Source organism: Roseimarinus sediminis (genome assembly GCF_050433125.1).
Classification (GTDB): domain Bacteria; phylum Bacteroidota; class Bacteroidia; order Bacteroidales; family Prolixibacteraceae; genus Roseimarinus; species Roseimarinus sediminis.
Map to the genome: position 1 here is coordinate 1 of NZ_JBNPXV010000002.1, position 22573 is coordinate 22573.

The 22573-nt window shown below is 47.4% G+C and carries 18 protein-coding genes and 1 rRNA gene; 13 read left to right on the forward strand and 6 right to left on the reverse strand.

Annotated elements, in window-relative coordinates; translation table 11 throughout:
- The 7 genes from rrf to FHS86_RS03030 form a co-directional block, all read left to right on the forward strand.
- Window positions 1–93, forward strand: a 5S ribosomal RNA gene (gene rrf / locus FHS86_RS03000); the annotation flags it as partial.
- 1088 nt (window positions 94–1181) lie between these two features.
- On the forward strand, window positions 1182–1556 hold the full coding sequence (locus FHS86_RS03005; RefSeq protein ID WP_429410998.1) for a hypothetical protein: 375 nt from the start codon (window positions 1182–1184) through the stop codon (window positions 1554–1556).
- A 46-nt stretch (window positions 1557–1602) separates the two neighbouring features.
- Complete coding sequence (locus FHS86_RS03010) at window positions 1603–2544, forward strand: hypothetical protein (RefSeq protein WP_429411000.1); 942 nt, start codon at window positions 1603–1605, stop codon at window positions 2542–2544.
- Between the two features lie 8 nt (window positions 2545–2552).
- The gene (locus tag FHS86_RS03015; RefSeq protein ID WP_429411002.1) at window positions 2553–3434 is read left to right on the forward strand and encodes a hypothetical protein; all 882 of its coding nucleotides are present in this window, start codon (window positions 2553–2555) and stop codon (window positions 3432–3434) included.
- Window positions 3435–3613: 179 nt separating this feature from the next.
- A complete protein-coding gene (locus FHS86_RS03020) occupies window positions 3614–4528 on the forward strand; it encodes a hypothetical protein (protein WP_429411004.1) in 915 nt (304 codons plus the stop codon).
- A 59-nt stretch (window positions 4529–4587) separates the two neighbouring features.
- The gene (locus FHS86_RS03025; RefSeq protein WP_429411006.1) at window positions 4588–8298 is read left to right on the forward strand and encodes an Ig-like domain-containing protein; all 3711 of its coding nucleotides are present in this window, start codon (window positions 4588–4590) and stop codon (window positions 8296–8298) included.
- 26 nt (window positions 8299–8324) lie between these two features.
- The gene (locus FHS86_RS03030) at window positions 8325–9233 is read left to right on the forward strand and encodes a PorP/SprF family type IX secretion system membrane protein (protein WP_429411007.1); all 909 of its coding nucleotides are present in this window, start codon (window positions 8325–8327) and stop codon (window positions 9231–9233) included.
- A 266-nt stretch (window positions 9234–9499) separates the two neighbouring features.
- Here the strand turns inward: FHS86_RS03030 and FHS86_RS03035 are convergent, their stop codons facing one another.
- The 4 genes from FHS86_RS03035 to FHS86_RS03050 form a co-directional block, all read right to left on the reverse strand.
- On the reverse strand, window positions 9500–10414 hold the full coding sequence (locus FHS86_RS03035; RefSeq protein ID WP_429411009.1) for a metallophosphoesterase: 915 nt from the start codon (window positions 10412–10414) through the stop codon (window positions 9500–9502).
- Between the two features lie 96 nt (window positions 10415–10510).
- On the reverse strand, window positions 10511–11557 hold the full coding sequence (locus tag FHS86_RS03040) for a UDP-glucose--hexose-1-phosphate uridylyltransferase (protein WP_429411011.1): 1047 nt from the start codon (window positions 11555–11557) through the stop codon (window positions 10511–10513).
- Between the two features lie 17 nt (window positions 11558–11574).
- Window positions 11575–12738, reverse strand: coding sequence for a galactokinase (locus tag FHS86_RS03045; protein ID WP_429411013.1), 1164 nt, complete (start codon window positions 12736–12738; stop codon window positions 11575–11577).
- A gap of 215 nt (window positions 12739–12953) precedes the next feature.
- Window positions 12954–13961, reverse strand: a complete 1008-nt coding sequence (locus tag FHS86_RS03050) for a GntR family transcriptional regulator (RefSeq protein WP_429411015.1) — start codon at window positions 13959–13961, stop codon at window positions 12954–12956.
- Between the two features lie 254 nt (window positions 13962–14215).
- Here FHS86_RS03050 and FHS86_RS03055 point away from each other — a divergent pair, with 254 nt between their 5' ends.
- The 4 genes from FHS86_RS03055 to FHS86_RS03070 all read left to right on the forward strand — a co-directional run bounded on the left by FHS86_RS03055 (window position 14216) and on the right by FHS86_RS03070 (window position 18328).
- Complete coding sequence (locus FHS86_RS03055) at window positions 14216–14482, forward strand: hypothetical protein (RefSeq protein WP_429411017.1); 267 nt, start codon at window positions 14216–14218, stop codon at window positions 14480–14482.
- Between the two features lie 68 nt (window positions 14483–14550).
- Entirely contained in the window at window positions 14551–16464 is a 1914-nt protein-coding gene (locus tag FHS86_RS03060) for an AMP-dependent synthetase/ligase (RefSeq protein ID WP_429411019.1), read from the forward strand.
- 20 nt (window positions 16465–16484) lie between these two features.
- On the forward strand, window positions 16485–17480 hold the full coding sequence (locus tag FHS86_RS03065; protein WP_429411021.1) for an alpha/beta hydrolase: 996 nt from the start codon (window positions 16485–16487) through the stop codon (window positions 17478–17480).
- Window positions 17481–17497: 17 nt separating this feature from the next.
- Window positions 17498–18328, forward strand: coding sequence for a response regulator (locus FHS86_RS03070; RefSeq protein ID WP_429411023.1), 831 nt, complete (start codon window positions 17498–17500; stop codon window positions 18326–18328).
- Here FHS86_RS03070 and FHS86_RS03075 read toward each other — a convergent pair.
- Both FHS86_RS03075 and FHS86_RS03080 read right to left on the reverse strand, forming a co-directional pair.
- Window positions 18325–18975 (reverse strand): DUF3267 domain-containing protein, encoded by a 651-nt coding sequence (locus tag FHS86_RS03075; protein ID WP_429411025.1) that lies wholly within the window; start codon window positions 18973–18975, stop codon window positions 18325–18327. The two genes, FHS86_RS03070 and FHS86_RS03075, sit on opposite strands and share 4 nt — an antisense overlap.
- A gap of 1 nt (window position 18976) precedes the next feature.
- Window positions 18977–20422 carry an oligosaccharide flippase family protein gene (locus FHS86_RS03080; RefSeq protein WP_429411027.1) on the reverse strand — a complete coding sequence of 482 codons (1446 nt, stop codon included), beginning with the start codon at window positions 20420–20422 and terminating at the stop codon, window positions 18977–18979.
- Between the two features lie 179 nt (window positions 20423–20601).
- Between FHS86_RS03080 and FHS86_RS03085 the strand changes: the two genes are divergently transcribed.
- Complete coding sequence (locus FHS86_RS03085; RefSeq protein ID WP_429411029.1) at window positions 20602–21726, forward strand: glycosyltransferase family 4 protein; 1125 nt, start codon at window positions 20602–20604, stop codon at window positions 21724–21726.
- Window positions 21723–22337, forward strand: coding sequence for a ribonuclease HII (locus FHS86_RS03090; protein WP_429411031.1), 615 nt, complete (start codon window positions 21723–21725; stop codon window positions 22335–22337). Before FHS86_RS03085 ends, FHS86_RS03090 begins: the two co-directional genes overlap by 4 nt.
- Window positions 22338–22573 lie beyond the last annotated feature (236 nt).

A 22573-nucleotide genomic window follows, 5' to 3' on the forward strand; every position in this document is an offset into this window, starting at 1 on the left:
GGGGTCCCACCTCTTCCCATACCGAACAGAGAAGTTAAGCCCGACAGCGCCGATGGTACTGCAGCAATGTGGGAGAGTAGGTCGCCGCCAACTTAAAGTAAAGCCCGGTTCTCGCAAGAGAGTCGGGCTTATTTATTTGTGGTGTTTAAGTGCCTGAGTTCCTGAGTTCCTGAGTTCCTGAGTACCTGAGTAAGCCGTGGAGAAACAAGTTAGCACTCCACTATCCTCAGTAACGAGCATCCAGCCCCCTTGAAATATTCTCCTAACGTCGAAAGGTCACCGCAGCAACCAGCAAGCGTTTCCTATTGCTTTCAATTGCATTCTATCGCTTTCCACACCTTTGCGCCTCCGCGCCTTTGCGTGCTTTTTTTAGCCTGTTGCCATCGCGCTCATTTGTACAATTGCTTTCAATTGCTTCCTATTGCTTTCCATCGCTTTCCATCGCTTTCCATCACTTTCCATCGCTTTCCACACCTTTGCGCCTCCGCGCCTTTGCGTGCTTTTTTTAGCCTGTTGCCATCGCGCTCATTAGGACAACTGTCTTCAATCGCTTTCAATTTTCAATTGCCTTCAACTGTTTCCTATTGCATTCCATCGCTTTCCATCGCTTTCCATTGCTTCCCACATTCCTTTGCGTCTCAGCGCCTTTGCGTGCTTTCTTATCCGCCTTTGCGTGCTTTCTTACTGATATACAGCACAAGCGTTCCAATTATCCGATTTTTTTACTAGTTTTGTTTGCAACGAACATTTCAGACCCTAGCGATGTTGTTTACTTGTGTTTTATATACAAGTGCCAATCATTATTATTTTAGACTTGGTCGTACGAAAGCTGCTGTTAGTCACTAATATTTGCTGCTTCGTCAAAAGCAGTAGGAGATTTAACATTCAGCTTGTAATATTTTGAAATAATTGTTGTTTTTTTACCGTGCATTTTGGTACATGTATGAGGAACTAAACCAAAGGCAAAGAGGAAAACCAAGAGATATGAGGAAAGAAACGGGGTATTGTTTATTTACATGCTTCCCTGCCATTTAAAAACAACAGCAACAGGTGCTACGTGAACACCTGTAAGGGTAAATTGAGCTGTTTTTTTTAAGCTTCCCGCTCGTTTAAATACGAACTATCCGTGGTTTTTCCGTGAGGATGAACAACACAAGATCCATACAATGGTGTTTAACAGGATGAGGGAAAATTACGTACTTACGATTAAGCAAATCTTAGCGCTTGTGCCAGCCATGAGCCTTACGCAGGGTTATTTTGACATAACCGTATTTTTGTTGTTTGTATACAGCACCCTGATCCTTTCCTTTGAATTCAACCTTTTTTACCCCATATTCAGTCTTTTGCTTCCCATGGCCCTGTTGCTGTTCTACAGCAGCAAAGGCCATCGTTCTGCATTGCATGCAATGCTGCCGGGCACTTCCTCAAATTCATACCTGCCCGGATGTTTTATGACCCGTTCCCATGGTGGAAGTTTGGCGCCGCAGGCTGCGGCACAACGGCCGGATGGCCGTATGCGAGAGGAGAAAAAGCTTTTTAAAGGCAATTTAAAATGAAAATGAAAACAAATAATTTTATTACAAATCCTAAATTTTAAATGTTATGAAACAAAGAATTTTTACTTTAATGGTGGTCATCGCATTGGTAATTGCAGGTAATGCTGCTAATGCACAGACTAGTACTGCTTTGGAGCCATGGATTGGTGGACAGCACTCCTATAAATTCACAGGTTTAACAGATAATGATTTATATGCTTTTAGTATTAATACTTCAGGAACTGATACAGCACATGTTGTTTCTAATTCTGATTATACTATCACTGGTGCTCGTGAAGGAGTCGTTGCTAGTAATGAAGCATCTGTTTTAATTACTTGGAACGATGGTGATGGAGTGCAAACTTACAATGTATGGTTTAAAGTTACAGGGCCTGGTCTTGGTGATTGTTCTAACTACCGATATGTTACTGTAACACCTCAAGCAACCTATATTGTTAACTTTAATATTTATGCATTAGATGCTTCAAATAGTGATTATTCAACTCTAGGAGAACTTAATGCTCTAAATGAAGAAGAAACAATAGATGCTAGTTGTTTTGTGCCAGCAAATTATTTAGATGCGAGTGTACTTGAATCAAGTGAGGGTACTGAAGAAAATGGAAGCGTTTATGTATACTATAAAGTTACACGTACTGCTGCAATTGCAACAATGCAGTCAGATTGGAGTTTTCATACTAGTGTAAATCACGCCACTAATTGGGAATATTTCGATGGAGTTGATACCTGGACAGCTGTAGCAGGTACTATTAATAGGATTAATGTAGATAGTGGTACTGAGTTTATATATATAAGGGGTATTGCACAGATGCCAGAAGGAAGTGATGCAGCTATTGCTTTTGATATCAGTGGAGGTACAACACCAACTAATCCCTCCGACGTTGATGGTACCCTTGCTGTTGTTCAAGAAGATTATGATTTAACTGATAATACTGCCACAATAACTATTAAGGAAATTCCTGGTATTTCTGGTGGATTTGTAGGTGAATAATTAACAATATGAACCAATTCAAGCATATCATCCCACTCCTGCTGCTCTCACTTCTAACACTGGCAGCACAGGCACAAAGTACAGCGCTCGATCCCTACGAGGGAGCCATCCACAGCTATGGCTGGAACGGATTGACCCAGGGTGACAGCTACAACTTCTACCTTACGGCCAGTGCCGATGGTAGTGGCGTGTACGACGATGATATGACCGCTGAGTTCGATTTTTTGGATAATACCTTTGGTATGGTGGGTGCCGACGGCAAAGCTTCGGTAAACGTACAGTGGAACAATGGCGCTGCCCTGCACACCTATTACTTCTGGATAGAGGTAACAGGTGGCAGCAGCGGCTGTTCGAACTACCGTTACGTCGAAGTGACCCCGCAGCCCAACCAGTTCGACCTGCTGAGTGAAAACGTGCCGGTCGACAATACCATTAGCTGTCCGGCAACCGGTACAGGCGACGGGTTTAACCCCGAAGCCGGTACTTATGCCGCCGGATACACCACCCTGCAGTTCAGGGTGAGCAGGGAGAACGGTACCGACAACACACTTACCGCCGATGCCGGCGATACCCACAACTGGTCCTTTGTTCCGGTGCTCGCGGTCGATCCCGACCTGGGCCTCGACAATGTGATCATTACCATCGAAGGAGTGAACTCGGGCGTGATTACACCCGATGCCAACAAGCGCTACACCATCAACGGTTTGGATGATGAGGTGCTCGTATACGTATCGATCGAAAACGCCCCGGGCTACGACCTCGATGTTACACTGGGGGTATCCGATGTGAAGGAAGATCGGACCCAACTGTCAGACAGCAACCCGGCCAACAACACAGCCAAGCACACCATCCAGGTGATGCCGCTGATCGATGGCATGGGTGGCATTTAATGACCTACACTTTGCTTTAAGGGGGCGAAGTGGATCATATCCCTCCGGGTTTGGGAGTTATTTTTCCCTTGAGGAAAAACCGGAGGAATGCATACATTGAAATTTAGGAGTTTCTTTGGTGCCCCGGTTCCATAGCGGAACCGGGGACTAAAGAAATACCTGATTGAAAAAAAAGAACAATGAGGAAAAAAATAATATCGGGTACGATATTGCTCTTATTTATTTCTTTCTGGGCCAGTGCCCAGTCGACCTACTTAAACCCGTGGCGCGGAGCCACACATACCTACACTGCTGCCGTGACCGATGCCGGGAACGATAACGCCGTAAGGTGGTACGTGACCACTAATGCAGCGGGAACAACCAGGGCAGTACATGGTAGCGATTTCGATTTTATCACAAGCGGCTACAATGCCGGAACCGATCAGCTGGAGGGAACAGCGGTGTATTCGGTACAAATTCAGTGGGGAACCACCATTGCCGAGGCAGCCAATTATTACGTCTACCTCGAGGTGGACGACGAAACTTCGGGCTGTACCAACCGAATGGCCCTTCATATTCAGATTTCGGCCGATTTCAATGCCCTGGTATATGACGTAACAGGCTCGGCCTCGCCGGGAACTGTCGATCCCAATGCAGCAGCTTCGGATGTTGAAGATGAAAGCTGTCCCGACGACGTGGTCGACGCAGTCTGGAACGGAACAGGCCACAGCGACATTGGCTACAGTGAGCTGGTGTTCAGGGTGGAACGTCAGTTCAGCGTGCTGGCATGGCAGTTTGAATATGCATTGAGTGAAGCAGGCAGCAAGACCTTCAGCATCGAAAACATCCGTTTTGTCGATGAAGGAGGAACCGAATTGTACAGCGGAACCAATGCCACAGGAACTGTTTCTGTTAACAGCAGTGAAGACTATGTATTGGTATATGTACAAATAACTAACCAGCAGGATGTAAGCCTTGAACTCGACATGGACTTGCTTACAGCCAACAACCTGACCAAGGATGCCGACGACAACCTCGACAGCAGTGCGGCCGACAACAATGCCGACCACCGCATACTGCCGATGCCGGCCATTACAGGATTTAGTGGTAGTTAATTTGTAAAATATACGGGGACAGTTTGCGGTACGTTTGGATAAGAAAAAGGGTTAATAGCTTGTTGCTTACATTGCTATTATTGTTTTTTGTTGCCTTTAATTTGGCAGCCCAGACTTCTTTTACCGTTACTTTGGGTACAAGCTCAAACTACCAGATCGATCGTAAATCAAACATCATAGAATACACATGGGAGGTATTTACCGACCGTGAACTCACTTCGCAGGCCGGCATTTCGCAGGTCGAACTCAGGAGCCCCGGTGCCGGCCGCGAAAATGAGATTGAAATTCTTTGGAAAGAAGAAGGAACTTACTTCCTTAGCGTATCGGTTCTCGACAATGAAAGCTGTTCCAATAAAATGGCTTTTCAGTTTGAAGTGGAATCGGACCGCTACCTGGCAGTCGATGCCAACAGCTACTGTTTAAAGGATGCTCCCTTTGTTGACTACCTGGTGACTCCCGTAAATTTTGAAAGTACCGAAGGACTTACTGTTGATATCAGCTGGTTCGATAGTCGTGGCGTTGAAGTACTCACGCTGGCCGATCAGCCCTTAAATGGCACCTTGCTCTGGCCCGGAGCCGAAACCGACGAAAGCGGACAAGCCACCGACTGGCCGGGCTGGATCGTTCAGAACGGTCGCTGGGTCGAAGGAGCCGATGGCTTTGAATACAGCCGCGATGGATCCACCATTCGTTTCAGCATTAACCGCGATACCACCATCAATGTACTTTATCCTCCGGCCACCCCCGATTGTAGTTTAGCGCCTGATCTGGTGCTGGCCGACGACGTGCGTACGACCTTGTCGGGCCGTAATCTGGTCTTCGACGTGCTGAACAACGACAGTGGTGTGGGCAGTCTTTATCCGGTGACTATTATTGATCAGCCTGTTTCAGGCAGCCTTGTACCTTCGGGGCGCGGCGTTTGGACTTACATTCCCGATGAAGGTTTTACAGGAAACGACACCATTGTTTACCAGGTTGAAGGTCCCGGTGGCTCCGGGACGGCCCGTGTGATTATTACGGTAGAACCATCGTTGGTACTTATCGCCAATGCTTTCTGTGTGGGCGATATCCCGCATTACTCCTGGCAGGTCGACTATGAAGGCCAGCAGCCTTCGTCGGTCGACATCACCATTTACGACTCGGTAGGCAATGTGGTGGTAAGCCTCGAAGATACTTCGCTCACGGGTTCGGGTATCTGGCCCGAAGCTCAGGCCAGTGCCGGACAGAATAAGGTATACGGCACCCCGCAAATGCTGGAGGTAATCGAACTGAATGTCGATGTGCTTCGCGGAGGTGAACTGGAGCAACTGAGTGCACGGCTAAATCTGCCCAATTGTATCAGCAATTCCGTGGTGGCTGTTTGGGACTCTGCCTCGGTGTACAGCGAAACCATCGATCTCGATGTGTTGGCCAATGACTATGATCCCGATGGTGATGAAATTGATTCTGCCTCGGTGCGCATTTACCGCGACTCGCTCTCGCAGGGGCCTTATCATGGCGAAGTGCTGATTAATGAAAATGGAAGCATCAGCTACACGCCCGATCCGGGCTACATGGGCCCCGATTCCTTTGTGTATGTTGTATGCGACCTGAACGAACTGCGAGCCTGCGATACGGCCATCGTTCGCCTTCAGCTTTATTTTAACGACAAGCTGGTGGCCAACAACGACCGCTTTTCGCGCTACATAGGGCAGGGCGGCATCTTCGACCTGCTGGCCAACGACTTTGATCCCGACGGAGCACTCGATCCGGCTTCGCTGGTCATCATCAGCGATCCGGAAAATGGAAATGTCATTTCCAATGGCGACGGAACCGTCACCTATCAGCCTCTGCCCGATTTTGAAGGTACCGACGTGTTTACCTACAGGATATGCGACAACGGAGTTCCGCAGGAATGCGACACTGCCAGTGTTTTCGTAAGGGTACACGAAAATGAATGCATTGTGGCTGTTTACGACAGGGCCGAAACCACCGATCATACACCTGTTGTGATCGATGTGCTGAAAAACGATTTTGATGCCGAAGAATCGATCGATACCACTTCGCTTACTGTGAGTACAGCTCCTGCAAACGGAAGCACCGTGATTAACGACGACTTCACCATCACCTATACTCCGGCACCGCTTTTTGCCGGCATCGATTCCTTTGTTTACACCCTTTGTGATGGGGGAATCCCTGTATGCTGTGATACGGCCATGGTGTATGTACGGGTGATCAACACCAACCAGGTATTGATGGCCAATGCCGACAGGGTGAGTACCCTCGAGAACAATGAAATTTTAATCGATGTACTGGCCAACGACTACGATCCCGATGGCAACATCGATCCAACATCGCTGCAGATCATCAGTGCCCCTGCCGCAGGAAGCACTGTCGTGAACAGCGATGGAAGCCTGCTTTACACCCCGGAAGAAGGCTTCATCGGACGCGATTCGATTATTTACCAGCTTTGTGACGATGGTCCGATTGTTGCATGCGACACGGCCGTGATTTACATCAACGTAACAGAAAATCTGCCTCCGGTGGCTCTTAACGATACCTTCGATGTTTATACTGCCATCGATGCGGTGTTGACGGTTTCGTTGAATGACTTCGATCCCGAAGGAGCACTCGACTCCCTTTCGGTGAGCCTTGTCGATTCAAGCCAAAACGGAAGCATACGGGTGAACCCCGAAACAGGTGAACTGGTTTATGCAGCCAACTATTGCTTTACCGGTACCGACAGCGTGAGCTATGTTATTTACGATGCAGCCGGCAATGTTTCACAAAAGGCATGGGTCATCTTCAACGTGACGTATCATCCCATGCTGGATACCGATTTCGACGGGGTGCCCGATATGGCAGAAGACATTAACAAAAACGGAACACCCTGCGACGACGACAGCGATGGTGACGGAATTGCCGACTACCTCGATGCCGACGACGACGACGATGGGGTACCCACTGCACTCGAAGACATTGATGGCGATGGCAACCCGATGAACGACGACACCGATGGAGATGGAATTCCCAACTACCTCGACGTGGACGATGATGACGACTGTGTGCTCACCATCAACGAAGATTACAACGGAAACGGCGACTGGTTCGACGATCACATGGACAACGACGGCATCCCCGATTTCCTCGACAATGACCACGATGGCGACGGACTGCTGGGCTGTGAAGAACTGGAAGACCGCGATGGCAACGGCATCATCGATGTGAACGAGGCCTGGAATGTACAGGCTGTTAACGATGTGCTGACCATTGGTATTGACCAGGAAGCCTGGATCCCGATCTTCGAGAACGACTCGAGCCAGCTCGACGAAACGACGCTCACCATTATACAGTATCCGTCCAACGGACAGATTGAAGTGGATCGTGATACCTGGGTAATCAATTATACCCCCGATTTCAATTTCCTGGGTGTCGATTCCTTTGTTTACGAAGTATGCGATCTCTACGGAATGTCGTGTACCAGGGCCACTGTTTTCATTACCATCGAAGACATTGTGATTGCACCGCAGTTGTTTACTCCCAACAACGATGGAGAAAACGACAATTATGTAATTTCAGGCTTGCAATATTATCCGAACAACCGTTTCGAAGTATACAACCGCTGGGGTAACAAGGTGTACAGCTACGATGGCTACTACAACCAGTGGGATGGTACTTCCAACGTAAGGCTTTCCATCGGAAGTCGTAAACTTCCGGTAGGCGTTTATTATTACATCATTACTTTCGGCGACGGAAGAGAAAAAGGAGGGGCTTTGTTCCTCGAACGATAGAGAAAATGAAACACTGGTTAAAATATATGGTCCTTTTGTTCCTGATGCTGGCTGCCTTGCGCGGCCTGGCGCAGCAGGATCCCATGTTTACCCAGTACATGAACAACCCGGTATTGATCAATCCGGCCTATGCAGGCAGCTACGGAGACATGAACTTCAACGGGATTTTCCGTAAGCAGTGGGTGGGCTTCGACTGGCAGCCAACCACTACCTCGCTTTCGGTGAACTCACCATTCTTTAATTACAATGTGGGAGTCGGCTTTACCTTTTTGCACGACCAGATTGGCCCGCTTACCCAAACCGGGGTGTACATGGATTACGCCTACCACATCGATTACGACAATGGTGCACGGCTTTCGATGGGACTTAAAGGAGGCTTCAATTATTTCCAGAAAGACCTGCGCGAACTGACCACCGACGAATACGATACCTGGATTGCCCTGGCTCCCGTCAGCTCTAAGTTCCTGTTCAACGCAGGAATAGGGGTATACTACCGGGCCCCAAAATATTTCGCCGGTTTTTCCATCCCCAAGCTGATCCGAAACAGCCTGAGCGATGTCGAAAATACCTACGAGATTGTGGGACGCGAAGAGCGCCACTATTTCCTTACCGGTGGAGCCCTGTTCGATGTGAATACCATTATGAAATTCAAGCCTACGGCCATGATGCGGGTGGTGAACGGATCGCCTTTCTCGATCGATGTTTCGGCAACGCTTATTTTTTACGAGCGGCTGTGGGCCGGTTTGATGTACCGTTTTGGTGATGCCATGGGGGCGCATGCCCGTTTCGAGATTCGCGACGGATTGCAGCTGGGCTATGCTTTCGATTTGACCAATTCGCGTTTGAGGGGCTATAATGCCGGCACCCACGAGATATTTTTCAGCTACACCTTTGGGCAGGGTGGACAGCGTATTCTTTCACCACGTTACTTTTAGCAGCGTGATGTATAAAGTACCCGCCGGCGGTACAGCCTGAAGATCCGGCACAAAAAGAAGAACCCTTATTTTTTTCCTCAATAATAAATAAAATCAGTTTTTTTACCCCGCCTCCTCAGCGGGGTTTTTTTTGTTCTTTTATTTCCGGGGTGGCTTCCCTCCGTTGCACTCCGGGAACCGGGCTTTCCGCTGTATCTTTGCTCCGTTGCACTCCGCAAAGGATGCCGCTCCAATCCCTGCCACGGGCCGCTGCAAACACCGGGGCGCTACACCTGCACAAAATGCGCATCTGTCAGCACCTGTTCGCCCTGCCAGCGGTAGCAGGTCAGTTTCTGACTCCGTACCACACAGGTATCGATGCAACAAATGTTGCCCCTGAAAAGTTTGGCCTTTTTGTTCAGACAGTAATGCCCCAGAAAGACCGGTGGTGCCGTTTCAGGGTAAGGCTTTATCTCGGGTAAGAGTTCCCTGGGGATGGTATAAGCCGGAAGTTCAAAACGATTTCCAAAAGCAATTTCCTTAAATGTTTTTTCGTGGGCTGCTTCCCACCATTTTATTCTGAACGAACGACGCACCATGCCCGTGCTGTCTTTCAGCAAAAGGTCCTTGGGGAGTTGAAATTCTTCCCCTTTGATTAATCCGTTCATGGCGGTATTCAGCTCCTTATCGCTCAGGTAGCTTTTCAAGAGGCTTTTTTTCAGCTTGGCTTCTCCGTTTCTGTGTTTTTCAAACACGGCAATGTAGTGATCGTTCCAGGCTCCATGTACCACCCTGATACCGCCCAGATCGATGTACAAGGGCTGATGCCGGAACCATTTGATCAGGGAGTCAAATTCATCGGGATAAGCTTCATAGGCTTCGAGGGTTTTCATCAGGGGAAGCTTGTAGCGTGCCAGCCGCTTGCGGATCGATTTTCCGGTGGTCTTATCAAAAGTGGCATACAAGATGGCATTCAGTTCGTGATTCCCCAGTACCATCATGGCATTTCCGGCATCGACCATGCTGCGTACCAGATTGACGGCCGCCCTGATTTTGGGACCCCGGTTAATAATATCGCCAGTGAAAATGACTTTTCGTTCGGGATGGGCATATACCCCTTCGTGTTTTGTATAACCCAGGGTCTTCAGAAGCGTTACCAGTTGTTCATAGTGTCCGTGGATGTCGCCAATAATATCATACATGTTCGGATGCTTTTTGTTGTATTTTACAGTGGGTAAAATAAGAAAAGGGCTGCAAATGAACAGCCCTTTTGGTAAAAATTTCAAATTATGTTTTGCTTAGCGCGCCTTGTAATGAACCAGTGGAAGCGATCTCAAACGCCGGGCACTGGTCTCGGGAGTAATGTCACGCTGCGGATTCGACAACATTTCGTAACCTACCATGAACTTCTTCACCGTTGCCGAGCGCAGCAGCGGCGGGTAAAAGTGCATGTGAAAATGCCATTCGGGATGTTCCTTTCCGTCGCAGGGGGCCTGGTGTATACCGGCACTGTAGGGAAACGAAATCTCAAACAGATTATCGTACATGATGGTTAGTTTTTTGTAAATATCAGCCAGGGCATTTTTCTCCTCCTCGCCAAACTGATCGATCGATGCCAGCGGCTCCCGGCTGATAATCATGGCTTCGAAGGGCCAAACAGCCCAAAAAGGCACCAGGGCAACAAAATGGCTGTTCGAACACAACAACCGTTCTTCTTTTTCGAGTTCCTTGTCCAGATAATCACCCAGCAAAGTCCGGCCGTTTAACTGAAAGTAATTCAGTTGCCGTTCAGCTTCTTTTTGCTGTTCAACAGGAATCACACTGGTCGACCATATCTGACCGTGCGGATGGGGGTTACTGCAGCCCATTACCGATCCCTTGTTCTCAAAAATCTGAATGTAATTGATCGATGGATTGGCACCCAGTTCCCTGTATTCATGCTGCCACAGATCAACAACAGCTTTGATCTCATCCACTTCCATCTCCGGAATGGTTACATTGTGTTGGGGCGAAAAGCATATTACCTTGCAAATTCCGCTTACACTTTTGGCACTAAAAAGTGCACCGTCGGAAAAACCACCCTCCGGCGTGTCTGCCAACAAGGCACTAAAGTCGTTAACAAAGGCATAGGGCCCTTTGTAAGCCGGATTGTTAATTCCGCCTGCCCGTTCATTGCCGGGACATAGGTAACAGCCTGGATCGTACGAAGGCCGATCGTCGGCCGGTGTTTTCTCAACCTGCCCCTGCCAGGGACGCTTGGCCCTGTGCGGCGATACCAGTACCCATTCGCCGCTGAGCGGATTGAAACGCTGATGTGGATGATCTTCGAGATTAAATTTTTCCATTGCTTTTCTTCTCCCTTTTATAATACACGATGGCCACCCTGGCCAATTTCGGCGACATAGAATTCTGGTTTCAGTCCGGTGCGGGCTTCATAATTCTTACCAACCTGTTCGATGAAGGTATCCACGGCTTCGTCTTTCACCAGCGATACGGTGGAACCTCCAAAACCACCCCCGGTCATGCGCGAACCAATGACTCCGTCAATTTTACGGGCTTCCTCCACCATGGTGTCGAGTTCGTGGCCGGTTACCTCGTAATCGTCGCGCAGCGAGTCGTGTGAACCGTTCATCAGTGCTCCGAATTCTTCCAGTTTTCCGGCCTTCAGTGCACCCACGGCATCAACAGTACGCTTGATTTCAGAAACCACATGGCGCGCACGTTTCTTAACCGTTTCGTCAGCAATCTTGTCTTCAACTTTCAGAAAATCGTCCCAGCCGATCTCACCCAGATTGTTAATGGGGTGGTAGGGCTGAATGGCCTTTACGGCAGCCTGGCATTGAGCCACCCTTTCGTTGTATTGTCCGGCATCGAGCGAGTGCGGACTGTTGGTGTTGCCAATCACAATTTTTACTCCGTCGAGTTGAACAGGTACCAGCTCATAATCGAGGGTGTCGCAGTTCAGAAAGATGGCACGGTCTTTTTCTCCCATGCCCGATGCAAACTGATCCATAATGCCACAGTTGACACCGGCAAACTCATGTTCAGCTTTTTGTCCCATTTTAACCAGTTCTACCTTGTCGAGTCCGTAGGCATACTGGTCGTTAATGGCAACGGCGGTCACTACTTCGAGTGCTGCCGACGACGAAAGGCCTGCTCCTCCGGGTACATTGCCGTAATAGAGCAAATCGGCACCCTGCCCGGGTAAAAGTCCGCGCTTTACAAACTGTGCAAGGGTGCCCAGCGGGTAATTCACCCAGGTACCTTTAGGCAGCGGCGTAGTCAGCCCGTCGAAGGCAATTTCTTCGCTGTGATCGAGATTCAGCGAGGCAAAACGAAAACGCTTCTGCTCGGTTTTTCTGATCAGGCAATAGGTGCCAAAACTCAGTGCACAGGGAAATACAAATCCGCCATTGTAGTCGGTGTGTTCTCCAATCAGATTAACCCTTCCGGGCGAAAAATAAGCGGCTACTTCTCCTTCACCATATTTTTCAATGAATTTTTCTTTCAGTGTTTCTATGTTCATGATCTTAAATTTATGCCAACTGGTAGGTACTGGTAGGCTGTAAAGATAGTTGATATTTTCATTTCAAAAAATCTTAGCCGAAATTCACTGTTCACCCCTTCCCGCAAACGATCATCTGTCTAAAATCTAATGTCTATATCTCTTATCTAATATCTCTTGTCTAATGTCTCTTGTCTAATATCTCTTGTCTAATGTCTAAAATCTATTTCTCCCGCTCACACCGATGCTCTGACAACAAACATCCAGGGATTTCTGATGATTTCTTTTTGTCGTTGGCCGATCATTTGTGCCAGGCTTTCCCCCATTTTGATAAAATCGGTACTGATGGTGGAAATTCCTCCGGCAACCACTTCTTTTAGCATGGTGTCGTTGAACGAAATAATTCCCACATCGGTACCCAGTTGAAAGTGATTCTTTTCAGCCATCTTAATGAGTTGAACCAGTTCGCGGTCGGATGTTACGAGGTAGCAGCTGTTCTTTTTTAACGGAAGTTGATCGCTCTTTTTTACAAGCGTAAAAGAGCTTTGAGTTTGTCGGGCATACAATTCAAGTCCTTTGATCCTTTCTTCGGGTTCCTTGCCTCCCGGATGCACCATGATCAGTTCGTGGTATTTCTTAATCAGGTCCTGCCTGCTCAGCAATGCTTCATAAATGTCTTTCTCAAAATCCTGATAGATGGCAGGATAGTCTGTGAGCCCGGGTTTTAAACGGTCGAGCAGATACACCTTATCTTTGGGTAGCTGACTGATTACTGTTTTGCACTGATCAAAAGTGGCCGGCATAATCACGTAGGCGGTATAGTTGCCGGCCGCATTTTCTATCAGCTCATTAAATAGCTGAAAATTGAAATGATGAAAATAAATATCGACATCGGTGTTGGGACTCAGATGCCCGAGAAAGGAATTGTACATGTCTTCCTTAAAGGCATTCAATTCATCGAAAAGCACAAAAATCCGCTGCACGATATCGATTTGCGTATTTTGAACGAAATAGCCCTTCCCGGGGCGCGAAAAGATGACACCACGGCTCTTCAGTTCATTAAAGGCCATCATGACCGTATCGCGTGAAAGATGATTCAAACGGCAAATTTGTGTAAGCGAAGGAATTTTATCACCTCTTTTCAGGGTGCCGTTTTCAATGGCTGTTATCACCTGATCGATGATTTGCCTGTACTTGGGCAGTGAGGAACGCTCGTCGATACGAAAAGCAGAATGAAGTAACATATGGTTGATTTTGACCTCAAAGATAGAAAAATATTCTACTGGTAGGTACTGGTGGGGCATTGTCGTTTTCTAGGCCTTTTAGCCTACAGGCAAATAGGGGAGCGAATCATTTTTTGAACCATATTTTGCGTTTTTTGATTTTACGCTTACTTTTAAACTCGAAAGAATAATTGGAAATAAACACCTGCATGTAGGGAAAAAGCAAGTTTTAGCCTGGAAAAGGCATGATTTAGCCTGAAAAATGCAGGATCGGGATGGAAAATACCCTTTGCTGGCCGGAAAAATGCACCGTCAGCCTGGTAAAACAGAAAAGCAGCATTGGAAAATGCACGGGCGGCACGGAAAAATGCGGAAACCGGCAGGAAAATAGCACCGGTGCGTTGGAAAAACGTAAATGGAGCCTGGCAGGTACCCGGGAAGGCCCGAAAAAGCAGCTGAACAAGGGAAGCAAAGCAACTGAAACCATCCGTAACACGTTCTTTAAAGTCCAAAGTCAGTTATCTAATGTCTTTTGTCTATAATCTAATATCTAAAGTCTAATATCTAACATCTGCTATCTTTGTACTAAATACTAACTCAAGATAAACCAATGAAGACCTTAATTGAATTGTTTGAAACCAGTGTACGCGATTTTCCCGACCGACCTTACATGTGGGAGAAAATCGACGGTCGTTACCAAAGTTTTTCCTATAAGGAGGTGCACCAACGGGTCATCACTTTTGCAGCCGGCTTAATGGCCATAGGCATTCAAAAAGGCGATCGCATCGGTCTGCTGGCTGAGGGCCGTCTCGACTGGATTGTTGCCGAGCTGGGCATGTTTTATGCCGGAGCAGTGAATGTACCGCTGTCGGTGAAACTCGAAGCCGGTATCGATGTGGCTTTTCGTCTGAAGCACTCAGGTGCCCGCATGGTCATCATTTCTTTTACCCAGGTTAATAAGGTGGAAAGCATTTACAACGAATGCTCCGATTTGGAAACTATTGTTTACATGGATCAGATCGATCAGCCGGCGGCGTACAAAATTTCATTCAGCAGCATTTCGGAAAAAGGGAAGGAGTTGCTGAAAGATGAAGCCAGTCGGAAGGCCTTTGATGAGCGCTGGCAAAGTATTGGCCCCGACGATCTGGCCAATATTTCCTACACTTCGGGAACTACGGCCGATCCAAAGGGAATCATGCTCAGCCAGCAAAATTTTGCCGAGAATGTGAGGCAGGCCAACACCCTGATGAAAATTGGTCCCGATTTCAAAACACTCACCATACTGCCCTGGGATCATTCCTTTGCCCACACGGCCTGTTTGTATTGCTTCATGTACAACGGGGCCAGCATTGCCTGCCAGGAAATTGGCAATACAGCCCTTGAAACCCTGAAAAACATTCCAAAGAATATCAACGAAATTCAACCCGACATTATGATGAGTGTTCCTGCATTGTCGAAAGCTTTCAGGAAAAACATCGAAGGAGGAATCAGGGCCAAAGGCAAAACCACCGAAAAGCTTTTTAATCAGGCTCTGAAAACAGCCTACAGTTACAACGGAATTGGGTTTAACAGAGGCAAAGGATGGCGCATGCTGCTTAAGCCCTTATACCTGCTGTACGATAAGATTTTATTCAGTAAAATAAGACAAAATTTTGGCGGACAATTGAAATTCTTCATTGGGGGTGGCGCCCTGCTCGACATTGAGTTGCAACGTTTTTTTGCGGCCATCGGAATACCGGTCATGCAGGGCTATGGTCTGAGTGAAGCCTCTCCTGTGATTTCGTCAAACGCCCTTCATGCATACAAGTTCGGTTCGTCGGGACGTTTGGTGAAGTACCTCGACCTGAAAATCTGTGATGACGAGGGCAGGGAACTGCCGCAGGGGCAAAAGGGTGAAATTGTAATTCGTGGCGGAAACGTAATGAAGGGCTACTGGAAGAACGAAAAAGCCACAGCCGAAACCGTAAAGGACGGCTGGCTCTATACCGGCGACATGGGCTACATGGATGCCGACGGCTTTCTGATTGTACTGGGCCGCTTTAAAAGCCTGCTCATTTCGGGCGACGGCGAAAAATACAGCCCCGAAGGCATCGAGGAGGCGCTTGTCGATCAGTCGCCCTACATCGATCAGTGCATGTTGTACAACAACCAGAGCCCATATACCACGGCCATGATTGTCCCCAATATTCAGGCCATCAACCGCCACCTGAATGCAAAAGGTATAAAAACAGGAAGCGGGGAAGGAAATCGTGCTTCGATCGAACTGATTCAACAGGAAATAGCGGCCTACCGCACCGGTGGAAGGTACGAAGGTATGTTCCCCGATCGCTGGTTGCCTGCTGCTTTTGTAATTCTGCCTGAGTCGTTCAACGAACAAAACAAGTTACTGAATTCAACCCTTAAAATAGTAAGGGGAAAAATTGTAGATTATTTCGACAGTCAGCTTAAGCTGCTCTATTCGGCCGAAGGTAAAAATATTTTTAACCAGCAAAACATCGATGCCATGTCGAAATGGAACAGTTAATTGAATGTAAATAAAAGCAAATGAAAGCCAGAAACCGGATTGCCATCATCGGTGGAGCACTGTTGGTGCTCTACCTTGCGGGCCCCCGTCTAAAACACCACCCTTTAAGCGGTGAACTGCCTCAGGCCAGCTATGATATTTCGAATGTAGAAAGTTATGTGCAGGCCCGGGAAGCAGCTTTTCCGACAAGGCCCGATAACGAAGCCCGGATTATCTGGAACAACGATTCGTTGAAAAACCGAACGGATCATGCGGTACTTTACCTGCATGGTTACAGTGCCAGCTGGTACGAAGGCTATCCGGTGAATGTGAGCCTGGCCCGTTCATTGCAGGCCAATTGCTATCTTAGCCGTTTGCAGGGCCATGGGCTCGATGTGAGCGACCCGCTCATCGACATGGAACCATCCCTTTTGTACGAAACAGCCAAAGAGGCACTGCTCATTGCGGCAACTCTTGGTGATACGGTGATTGTGATGGGCACCTCAACCGGAGGCACGCTGGCTTTGAAACTGGCCGCCGACTTTCCTGAGCTGGTCCATGTTTTGGTCTTGCTTTCACCCAATATTGCCATCAACAACCCCGCAGCCTTTTTGTTGCCCATGCCCTGGGGCCTGCAGATAGCGCGCGTTTCGGCAGGTGGCGGCAAAATGCGGCAGGTAGAACAGGAAAGCGAGGCAGAACAAAAGTACTGGTACAGTACCTACCGTTGGGAAAGTACCATCTATCTCAGCCTCCTGCTGAAGGAAACCATGAATGCCGATTTGTTTGAACGCGTGAAGCAGCCCCTTTTCCTGGGCTATTATTATAAAAATGAAGAAGAACAGGATCAGGTGGTTCGGGTGGATGCCATGCTGAAGATGTTCGACCAACTGGGAACTCCAGAAAGTTTTAAACGAAAAGTGGCCTTTCCCGATGCCGGCGGACATGTGATAGGCAGTGAGGCCGTTTCGGGGGCGGCAAAAGAGCTTGAAATGACCGTGACAAGCTTTGTACAGGAGATCATGCCCCTTATTTAAGTTGAAATAATAGCAACATGCAGACGCAAAAGATTTTGATAGTCGACGATGAAGCTTCCATTGTCGACTGGATGAGTGATATTTTAAGCCGCAATGCCTACGAAGTGCTGGCAGCCTTTAATGGTGAAATGGCACTTTCAGTCATTCAGAAAACGGAACCCAACCTGATGATAATCGATTGGGACATGCCGGTAAAAAATGGCATCGATACCGTGAAGGAGTTGAAACAGCTGCCCAAATTAAGGGAAATTCCCGTCATCATGATCACCGGCCGGATGACTTCGGTCGATGATCTCAAAACGGCTTTCGATGCAGGTGTTATCGACTTTATCCGCAAACCGGTTGAGCCGGTTGAATTACAGGCGCGCATACGTTCAGTGCTATTGCTCGATAGCTATTACAAAGAAACACTGCGCATGAAAAACTGGGAACTCACCACCTTGTCGGGCATCAATCATCAAAACGACCAGTTGATGGGCGAATTAATGAAGCTTTGCGATGAAGTGATGGGCTCGTGCAACAACATCGATCATTTCAGGCAAAAGGACATTAAGGAGCGTGTTAACCGCCTGAAAGCCAACATGCGAAACAATTCGTGGGAGTTGTTCCAGGATTATTTCCAGAACGTACATCCGGGTTTTTCCGAAGCACTTTTACGCAGCTATCCCAAACTGAGCAGTGAAGAAATAAAGTTGTGTCATTTTCTAAGGCTAAACATGAGCAGCAAGGAAATTGCCTCGCTTACCAACAAGGCCATGAGCAGTGTCGATATTGCCCGTTACCGTTTAAGAAAGAAGCTGAAAATTGAGCATGAAGTAAAGCTTCACGAGTTTTTAGCCCGTTTTTAGTTGCTTTCGTTTTTAACCCGAAAGAAATAGCTTCGTCTTTCGTTCCGGTCATCGAAGCTCAGAATTTCATCTTCCTGCCTGAAATAGGCAATCATGGCCATGTCGCCTGCACAAAACAAAAAATGAAGCAGAAAGATCCCGGCAAAGAACCACACCGCAGGCGTATTCCAAAAATAAATACCGGGCAATATACTAACGAGTGCAATGGTAAACAGGGGAGCAAGTGCAACAAAAGTCATTTCACCTTGATTTACCACCTGTCGGTGCGCTTCGGCATAAAAAATAAATTTCTTCAGGTCGGCACCAAAGCCAATCGAACGTTTTCCAGCTAACAAAAAGGCCAGGGCATGAATGGCTTCGTGCAGCGGAATCAGCAGCGTAAACGAAAAGATCAGCGATGCACCCAGTCCTAAGAGGGCTTCATCGATGCTTCGCGCGCTGACAGAACGAAAGATGAAGAAGACGACAAGCGCAGCCAGTGCTGTTAATGCAATAATTTGAAGCACACTGTAGAAGGTGATAAGGCGTGATTTCTTTTGAATGGTCCGAAGGATAAAGGGTTTTAATTCGTCGTACGAAACAGTTTCGATCAGTTCATAGCGACTGTTGTTGAATAATTCTGAAGGAGTTATGTTCTTGCTGATCATACTATGCTTCAGGGTTACGTACCAGATTAATCATGCCCCTGAGGCTGATCAGGCGTACAGCAAGGGCAAACAGGGTGGCCATTACAAGCATGGCAAAGAAGCCCAGCAGTGCGTTGCTGAACAGGCGGCTTAGCAGACCGGCACCCACCAGCAAAAGTACAAAGGCCAGTATCCTGGTAATAAGTTTCACATTCAGCTTAAATTTGAAAATGCGCACGGCAATGGCTACCTGTGCAATGGCCGTGATGCTTTGTGTAAACAGGCTCACATAAGCTGCACCCAGAGCCTGCATTTTAGGGATCATGATCAGGTTGAGCGTGATGTTGATCACCATCCCGAATGCCGCCATAATGTTAAGCTGCCTGATGCTTCCGTTGGCAGTCAGCAGGGTGCCAAAAATGTAGGTAGTGGTGATGGGGATAAAACCGAACATCAGGATGGCAAAAATCGGAGCCGACTCGGCTACATGATCGTATTGCATCCATTCCATGATCTCATATTGATAGAAGAAGGAGCTGGTAGCGATGGTCAGCGAAATAAAAATGATGAGTGAAAAGGCAAAGTTGGTCATTTCTTCGATGCTTTGTTTCATCTTAATCATTCTCGAAAAAATGGGAAGCAGCATGCCGGCAAACAGCACCCCAAACATCGATGCAGCGTCTAAAAACCGGAATCCGTGAGTGTAAATGCTTACCTGTCGAAAGGCTTCAGCCTGTGGAAGCAGACTTTCGATCAGTACAGTGTCGAAGCGGTTGTAAAAAGCCATCAACAAAATAAGAATGGCATAAGGGTAGGTTTTCTTTAAAAATACAAGGCTGAAATTGAGATGAAATGCCACCTTCACCCTGCCTGCTTTTTGGAGTACAATCATGAAGATGATAAGCGCAGCAAGCAAGTAGGAAATAGACTGAATATATACAAACCATTGTATGCGGAATTGCCCTCCTGCAATATTGGTATAGAGCAAAATGCCACAAAAGGCAATCATGAAAATTCGGTCGAGCACCGAAACCAGGCTGTCGGTTGTAAAGAGATGAAGTGCACTCAGATTCGACCGCAGGTACAGAATCATTTGCAACAGAAACTGGTTGAAAATGAGAAAGAACAAGAGATGGAACTGGGTACCGTTGTAGTCAAGTATAAGCCCCATACTGAGTGCAATGATGCTGTAGCCAATGGCGAGTGCCAGCTTAATTCCCAGTATGTTACCCATGTGCTTGGGTAACAGGTGCTGGTAACGTGCAATGTTCCGGTTATTGTAATTGGTGATGCCCAGATCAAGCAGAATGTTGAGGGTGAGCGATAAGGCATACAATGAATAATACAGGCCATAGTCGTCACCGGTAACTATCTGAACTTTACGGTCGATACCAAATAACCAGAAGGGCTTAACCAGAATATTAACTGCCAGTAATAAAATCAGGTTTGTAAAAAACTTCCGCTTCAAAGTCCTGTTCTTAGATTTTCAAGGTGGTAAAGTAACAACCTTTGTAGCTTATATCCAATGAAAGCGGTTTAATTTTATCAGCCGCACTGAATTTTGGAAGTATACCAAAATTAATGGATCCCGGATGCTGATAAAAACAAGTAAATTTCCGTATTTTGCTTTACCCGTAAAAAACACAAATGAAGATAGCAGTCAATACGCAACACTTATTGAAAAACAGGCTTGAGGGAATCGGCTGGTTTGCTCACGAAACATTGAAACGCATGGTGTTGAATCATCCCGAACATCAGTTTCTGTTTATGTTCGACCGCCCCTGGGATGAGTCCTTTATATATGCATCGAATGTAACACCGATCAAAACGGTCCTTCCTTCGCGACACCCGTTTTTGTGGATGTGGCATTATGAAATGGAAATTGCGGCGCAACTCAGGCAGCACCGGCCTGCTTTGTTTTTCTCACCCGATGGATGGATGCCTCTGAATACCGGTATTCCTGTTCTTGATGTGATTCACGATATCAACTTTGTACACCGACCCGAGGATTTTCCCTGGCTGGTCCGCTCGTACTATAACTATTTCTTTCCGCGTTTTGCGAAAAAAGCCAAACGCATTGTAACCGTATCGGAATACAGTAAGAACGACATTGCATTGAACATGAAGGTGGATCCCGAAAAAATCGATGTGGCATACAACGGGGTAAATCCTTCTTATACCGCAGTAGGCGATGAAGTTAAACACGAAATCAGAAAGCAGTTTACAGCGGGAGCGCCCTATTTCATTTACATCGGATCGCGCAACCCGCGCAAGAACATTGCCGGCCTGCTCGAAGCCTTTGATAAATTCAAAGAGAACGATGAACTGGGATATCAACTTTTGTTTGTAGGTGAACCCATGTGGAAGAAAAGCTATCTCAACAGCATGATCAGCAACATGAAATTTAAAGACGATCTGGTGTTTACCGGCCGTTTGTCAAGCGAGGTTTTGCACCTGGTACTGGCCAGTGCCGATGCGCTTGCCCTGGTTTCCTTCGCCGAAGGTTTTGGTATTCCCGTTGTTGAAGCCATGAGTTGTGATGTGCCGGTAATTTGTGCCAATGCCACATCGCTGCCCGAGGTGGCCGGCGATGCTGCACTGCTGGTCGATCCTTTTTCAAGCGATGAAATTGCGCGTGCTTTTTCCCAGCTGGCTCAACATCCCGATTTGCGCAAGAGCCTGATCATTAAAGGACAGAAGCAATGTGTGCAATTCACCTGGGATCAAACGGCCCGAACAGTTTGGAACTCGATTGAAAAGACACTGGAATGAACAGGAAAGCAAAACTACTTCCTTTCTATAAAAAGAACGCTGTGGAAGCCGGATGCGACGAAGCCGGGCGGGGTTGCCTGGCCGGACCTGTTTATGCCGCTGCGGTAATTCTTCCTCCCGGTTTTGAACTTCCCTTGTTAAACGATTCAAAACAACTCAGCGAAAAGCAGCGTTACCAGCTTCGGCCACTCATCATCGAAGCAGCACTGGCCTGGGCTGTTGGTGTGGTCGACAACAACGAAATTGACCAGATTAACATATTGAAAGCATCGTGGCTGGCCATGCATCGTGCCATCGATCAGTTGAGCATTCAGCCCGAGCACCTCATTATCGATGGAAGCCGGTTTCAGCCTTATGGTACCATTCCGCATGCGTGCATTGTGAAGGGCGATGGAAAGTACCACTCCATTGCTGCGGCCTCGGTACTGGCCAAAACTTTTCGCGACGACTACATGCTTGAGCAGGCAAAGGAATTTGGCGGCTACGGATGGGAGCGAAACAAAGGCTATCCAACCAAAGATCACCGCGATGCACTGATTAGGCTGGGCCCCTGTCGCTTACACCGTCGCACGTTCCGTCTCTTTTCCCAACAACTGGAACTTGATTTTTAATGGTTTAGAAGTTCTTCAACATTTCGGCCAAAACTTTTGTAATGTAGCATTAAACCTGTGTACCTATTTGTAATCTTTTAAAGTGTAACATTTTCAACAGTTGTTTCAAGCCTTTGCCAAACAGGCAGAATTGGGTGTTTTTTTATTGCGATACGATGGCCGGGGCATAAGTCAGGAATTAGCTAAATTGTTCAAATGTTACGAATTACTGTTATATTAGTGGCCGTTTTTTAGTT

Bases quoted from the DNA above. Each gene is read 5' to 3' on its own strand.
- FHS86_RS03005 (WP_429410998.1), top strand. From the start codon at position 1,182: ATGAGGGAAAATTACGTACTTACGATTAAGCAAATCTTAGCGCTTGTG.
- FHS86_RS03010 (WP_429411000.1), top strand. From the start codon at position 1,603: ATGAAACAAAGAATTTTTACTTTAATGGTGGTCATCGCATTGGTAATT.
- FHS86_RS03015 (WP_429411002.1), top strand. From the start codon at position 2,553: ATGAACCAATTCAAGCATATCATCCCACTCCTGCTGCTCTCACTTCTA.
- FHS86_RS03020 (WP_429411004.1), top strand. From the start codon at position 3,614: ATGAGGAAAAAAATAATATCGGGTACGATATTGCTCTTATTTATTTCT.
- FHS86_RS03030 (WP_429411007.1), top strand. From the start codon at position 8,325: ATGGTCCTTTTGTTCCTGATGCTGGCTGCCTTGCGCGGCCTGGCGCAG.
- FHS86_RS03035 (WP_429411009.1), bottom strand. From the start codon at position 10,414: ATGTATGATATTATTGGCGACATCCACGGACACTATGAACAACTGGTA.
- FHS86_RS03040 (WP_429411011.1), bottom strand. From the start codon at position 11,557: ATGGAAAAATTTAATCTCGAAGATCATCCACATCAGCGTTTCAATCCG.
- FHS86_RS03045 (WP_429411013.1), bottom strand. From the start codon at position 12,738: ATGAACATAGAAACACTGAAAGAAAAATTCATTGAAAAATATGGTGAA.
- FHS86_RS03050 (WP_429411015.1), bottom strand. From the start codon at position 13,961: ATGTTACTTCATTCTGCTTTTCGTATCGACGAGCGTTCCTCACTGCCC.
- FHS86_RS03055 (WP_429411017.1), top strand. From the start codon at position 14,216: ATGGAAAATACCCTTTGCTGGCCGGAAAAATGCACCGTCAGCCTGGTA.
- FHS86_RS03060 (WP_429411019.1), top strand. From the start codon at position 14,551: ATGAAGACCTTAATTGAATTGTTTGAAACCAGTGTACGCGATTTTCCC.
- FHS86_RS03065 (WP_429411021.1), top strand. From the start codon at position 16,485: ATGAAAGCCAGAAACCGGATTGCCATCATCGGTGGAGCACTGTTGGTG.
- FHS86_RS03070 (WP_429411023.1), top strand. From the start codon at position 17,498: ATGCAGACGCAAAAGATTTTGATAGTCGACGATGAAGCTTCCATTGTC.
- FHS86_RS03075 (WP_429411025.1), bottom strand. From the start codon at position 18,975: ATGATCAGCAAGAACATAACTCCTTCAGAATTATTCAACAACAGTCGC.
- FHS86_RS03085 (WP_429411029.1), top strand. From the start codon at position 20,602: ATGAAGATAGCAGTCAATACGCAACACTTATTGAAAAACAGGCTTGAG.
- FHS86_RS03090 (WP_429411031.1), top strand. From the start codon at position 21,723: ATGAACAGGAAAGCAAAACTACTTCCTTTCTATAAAAAGAACGCTGTG.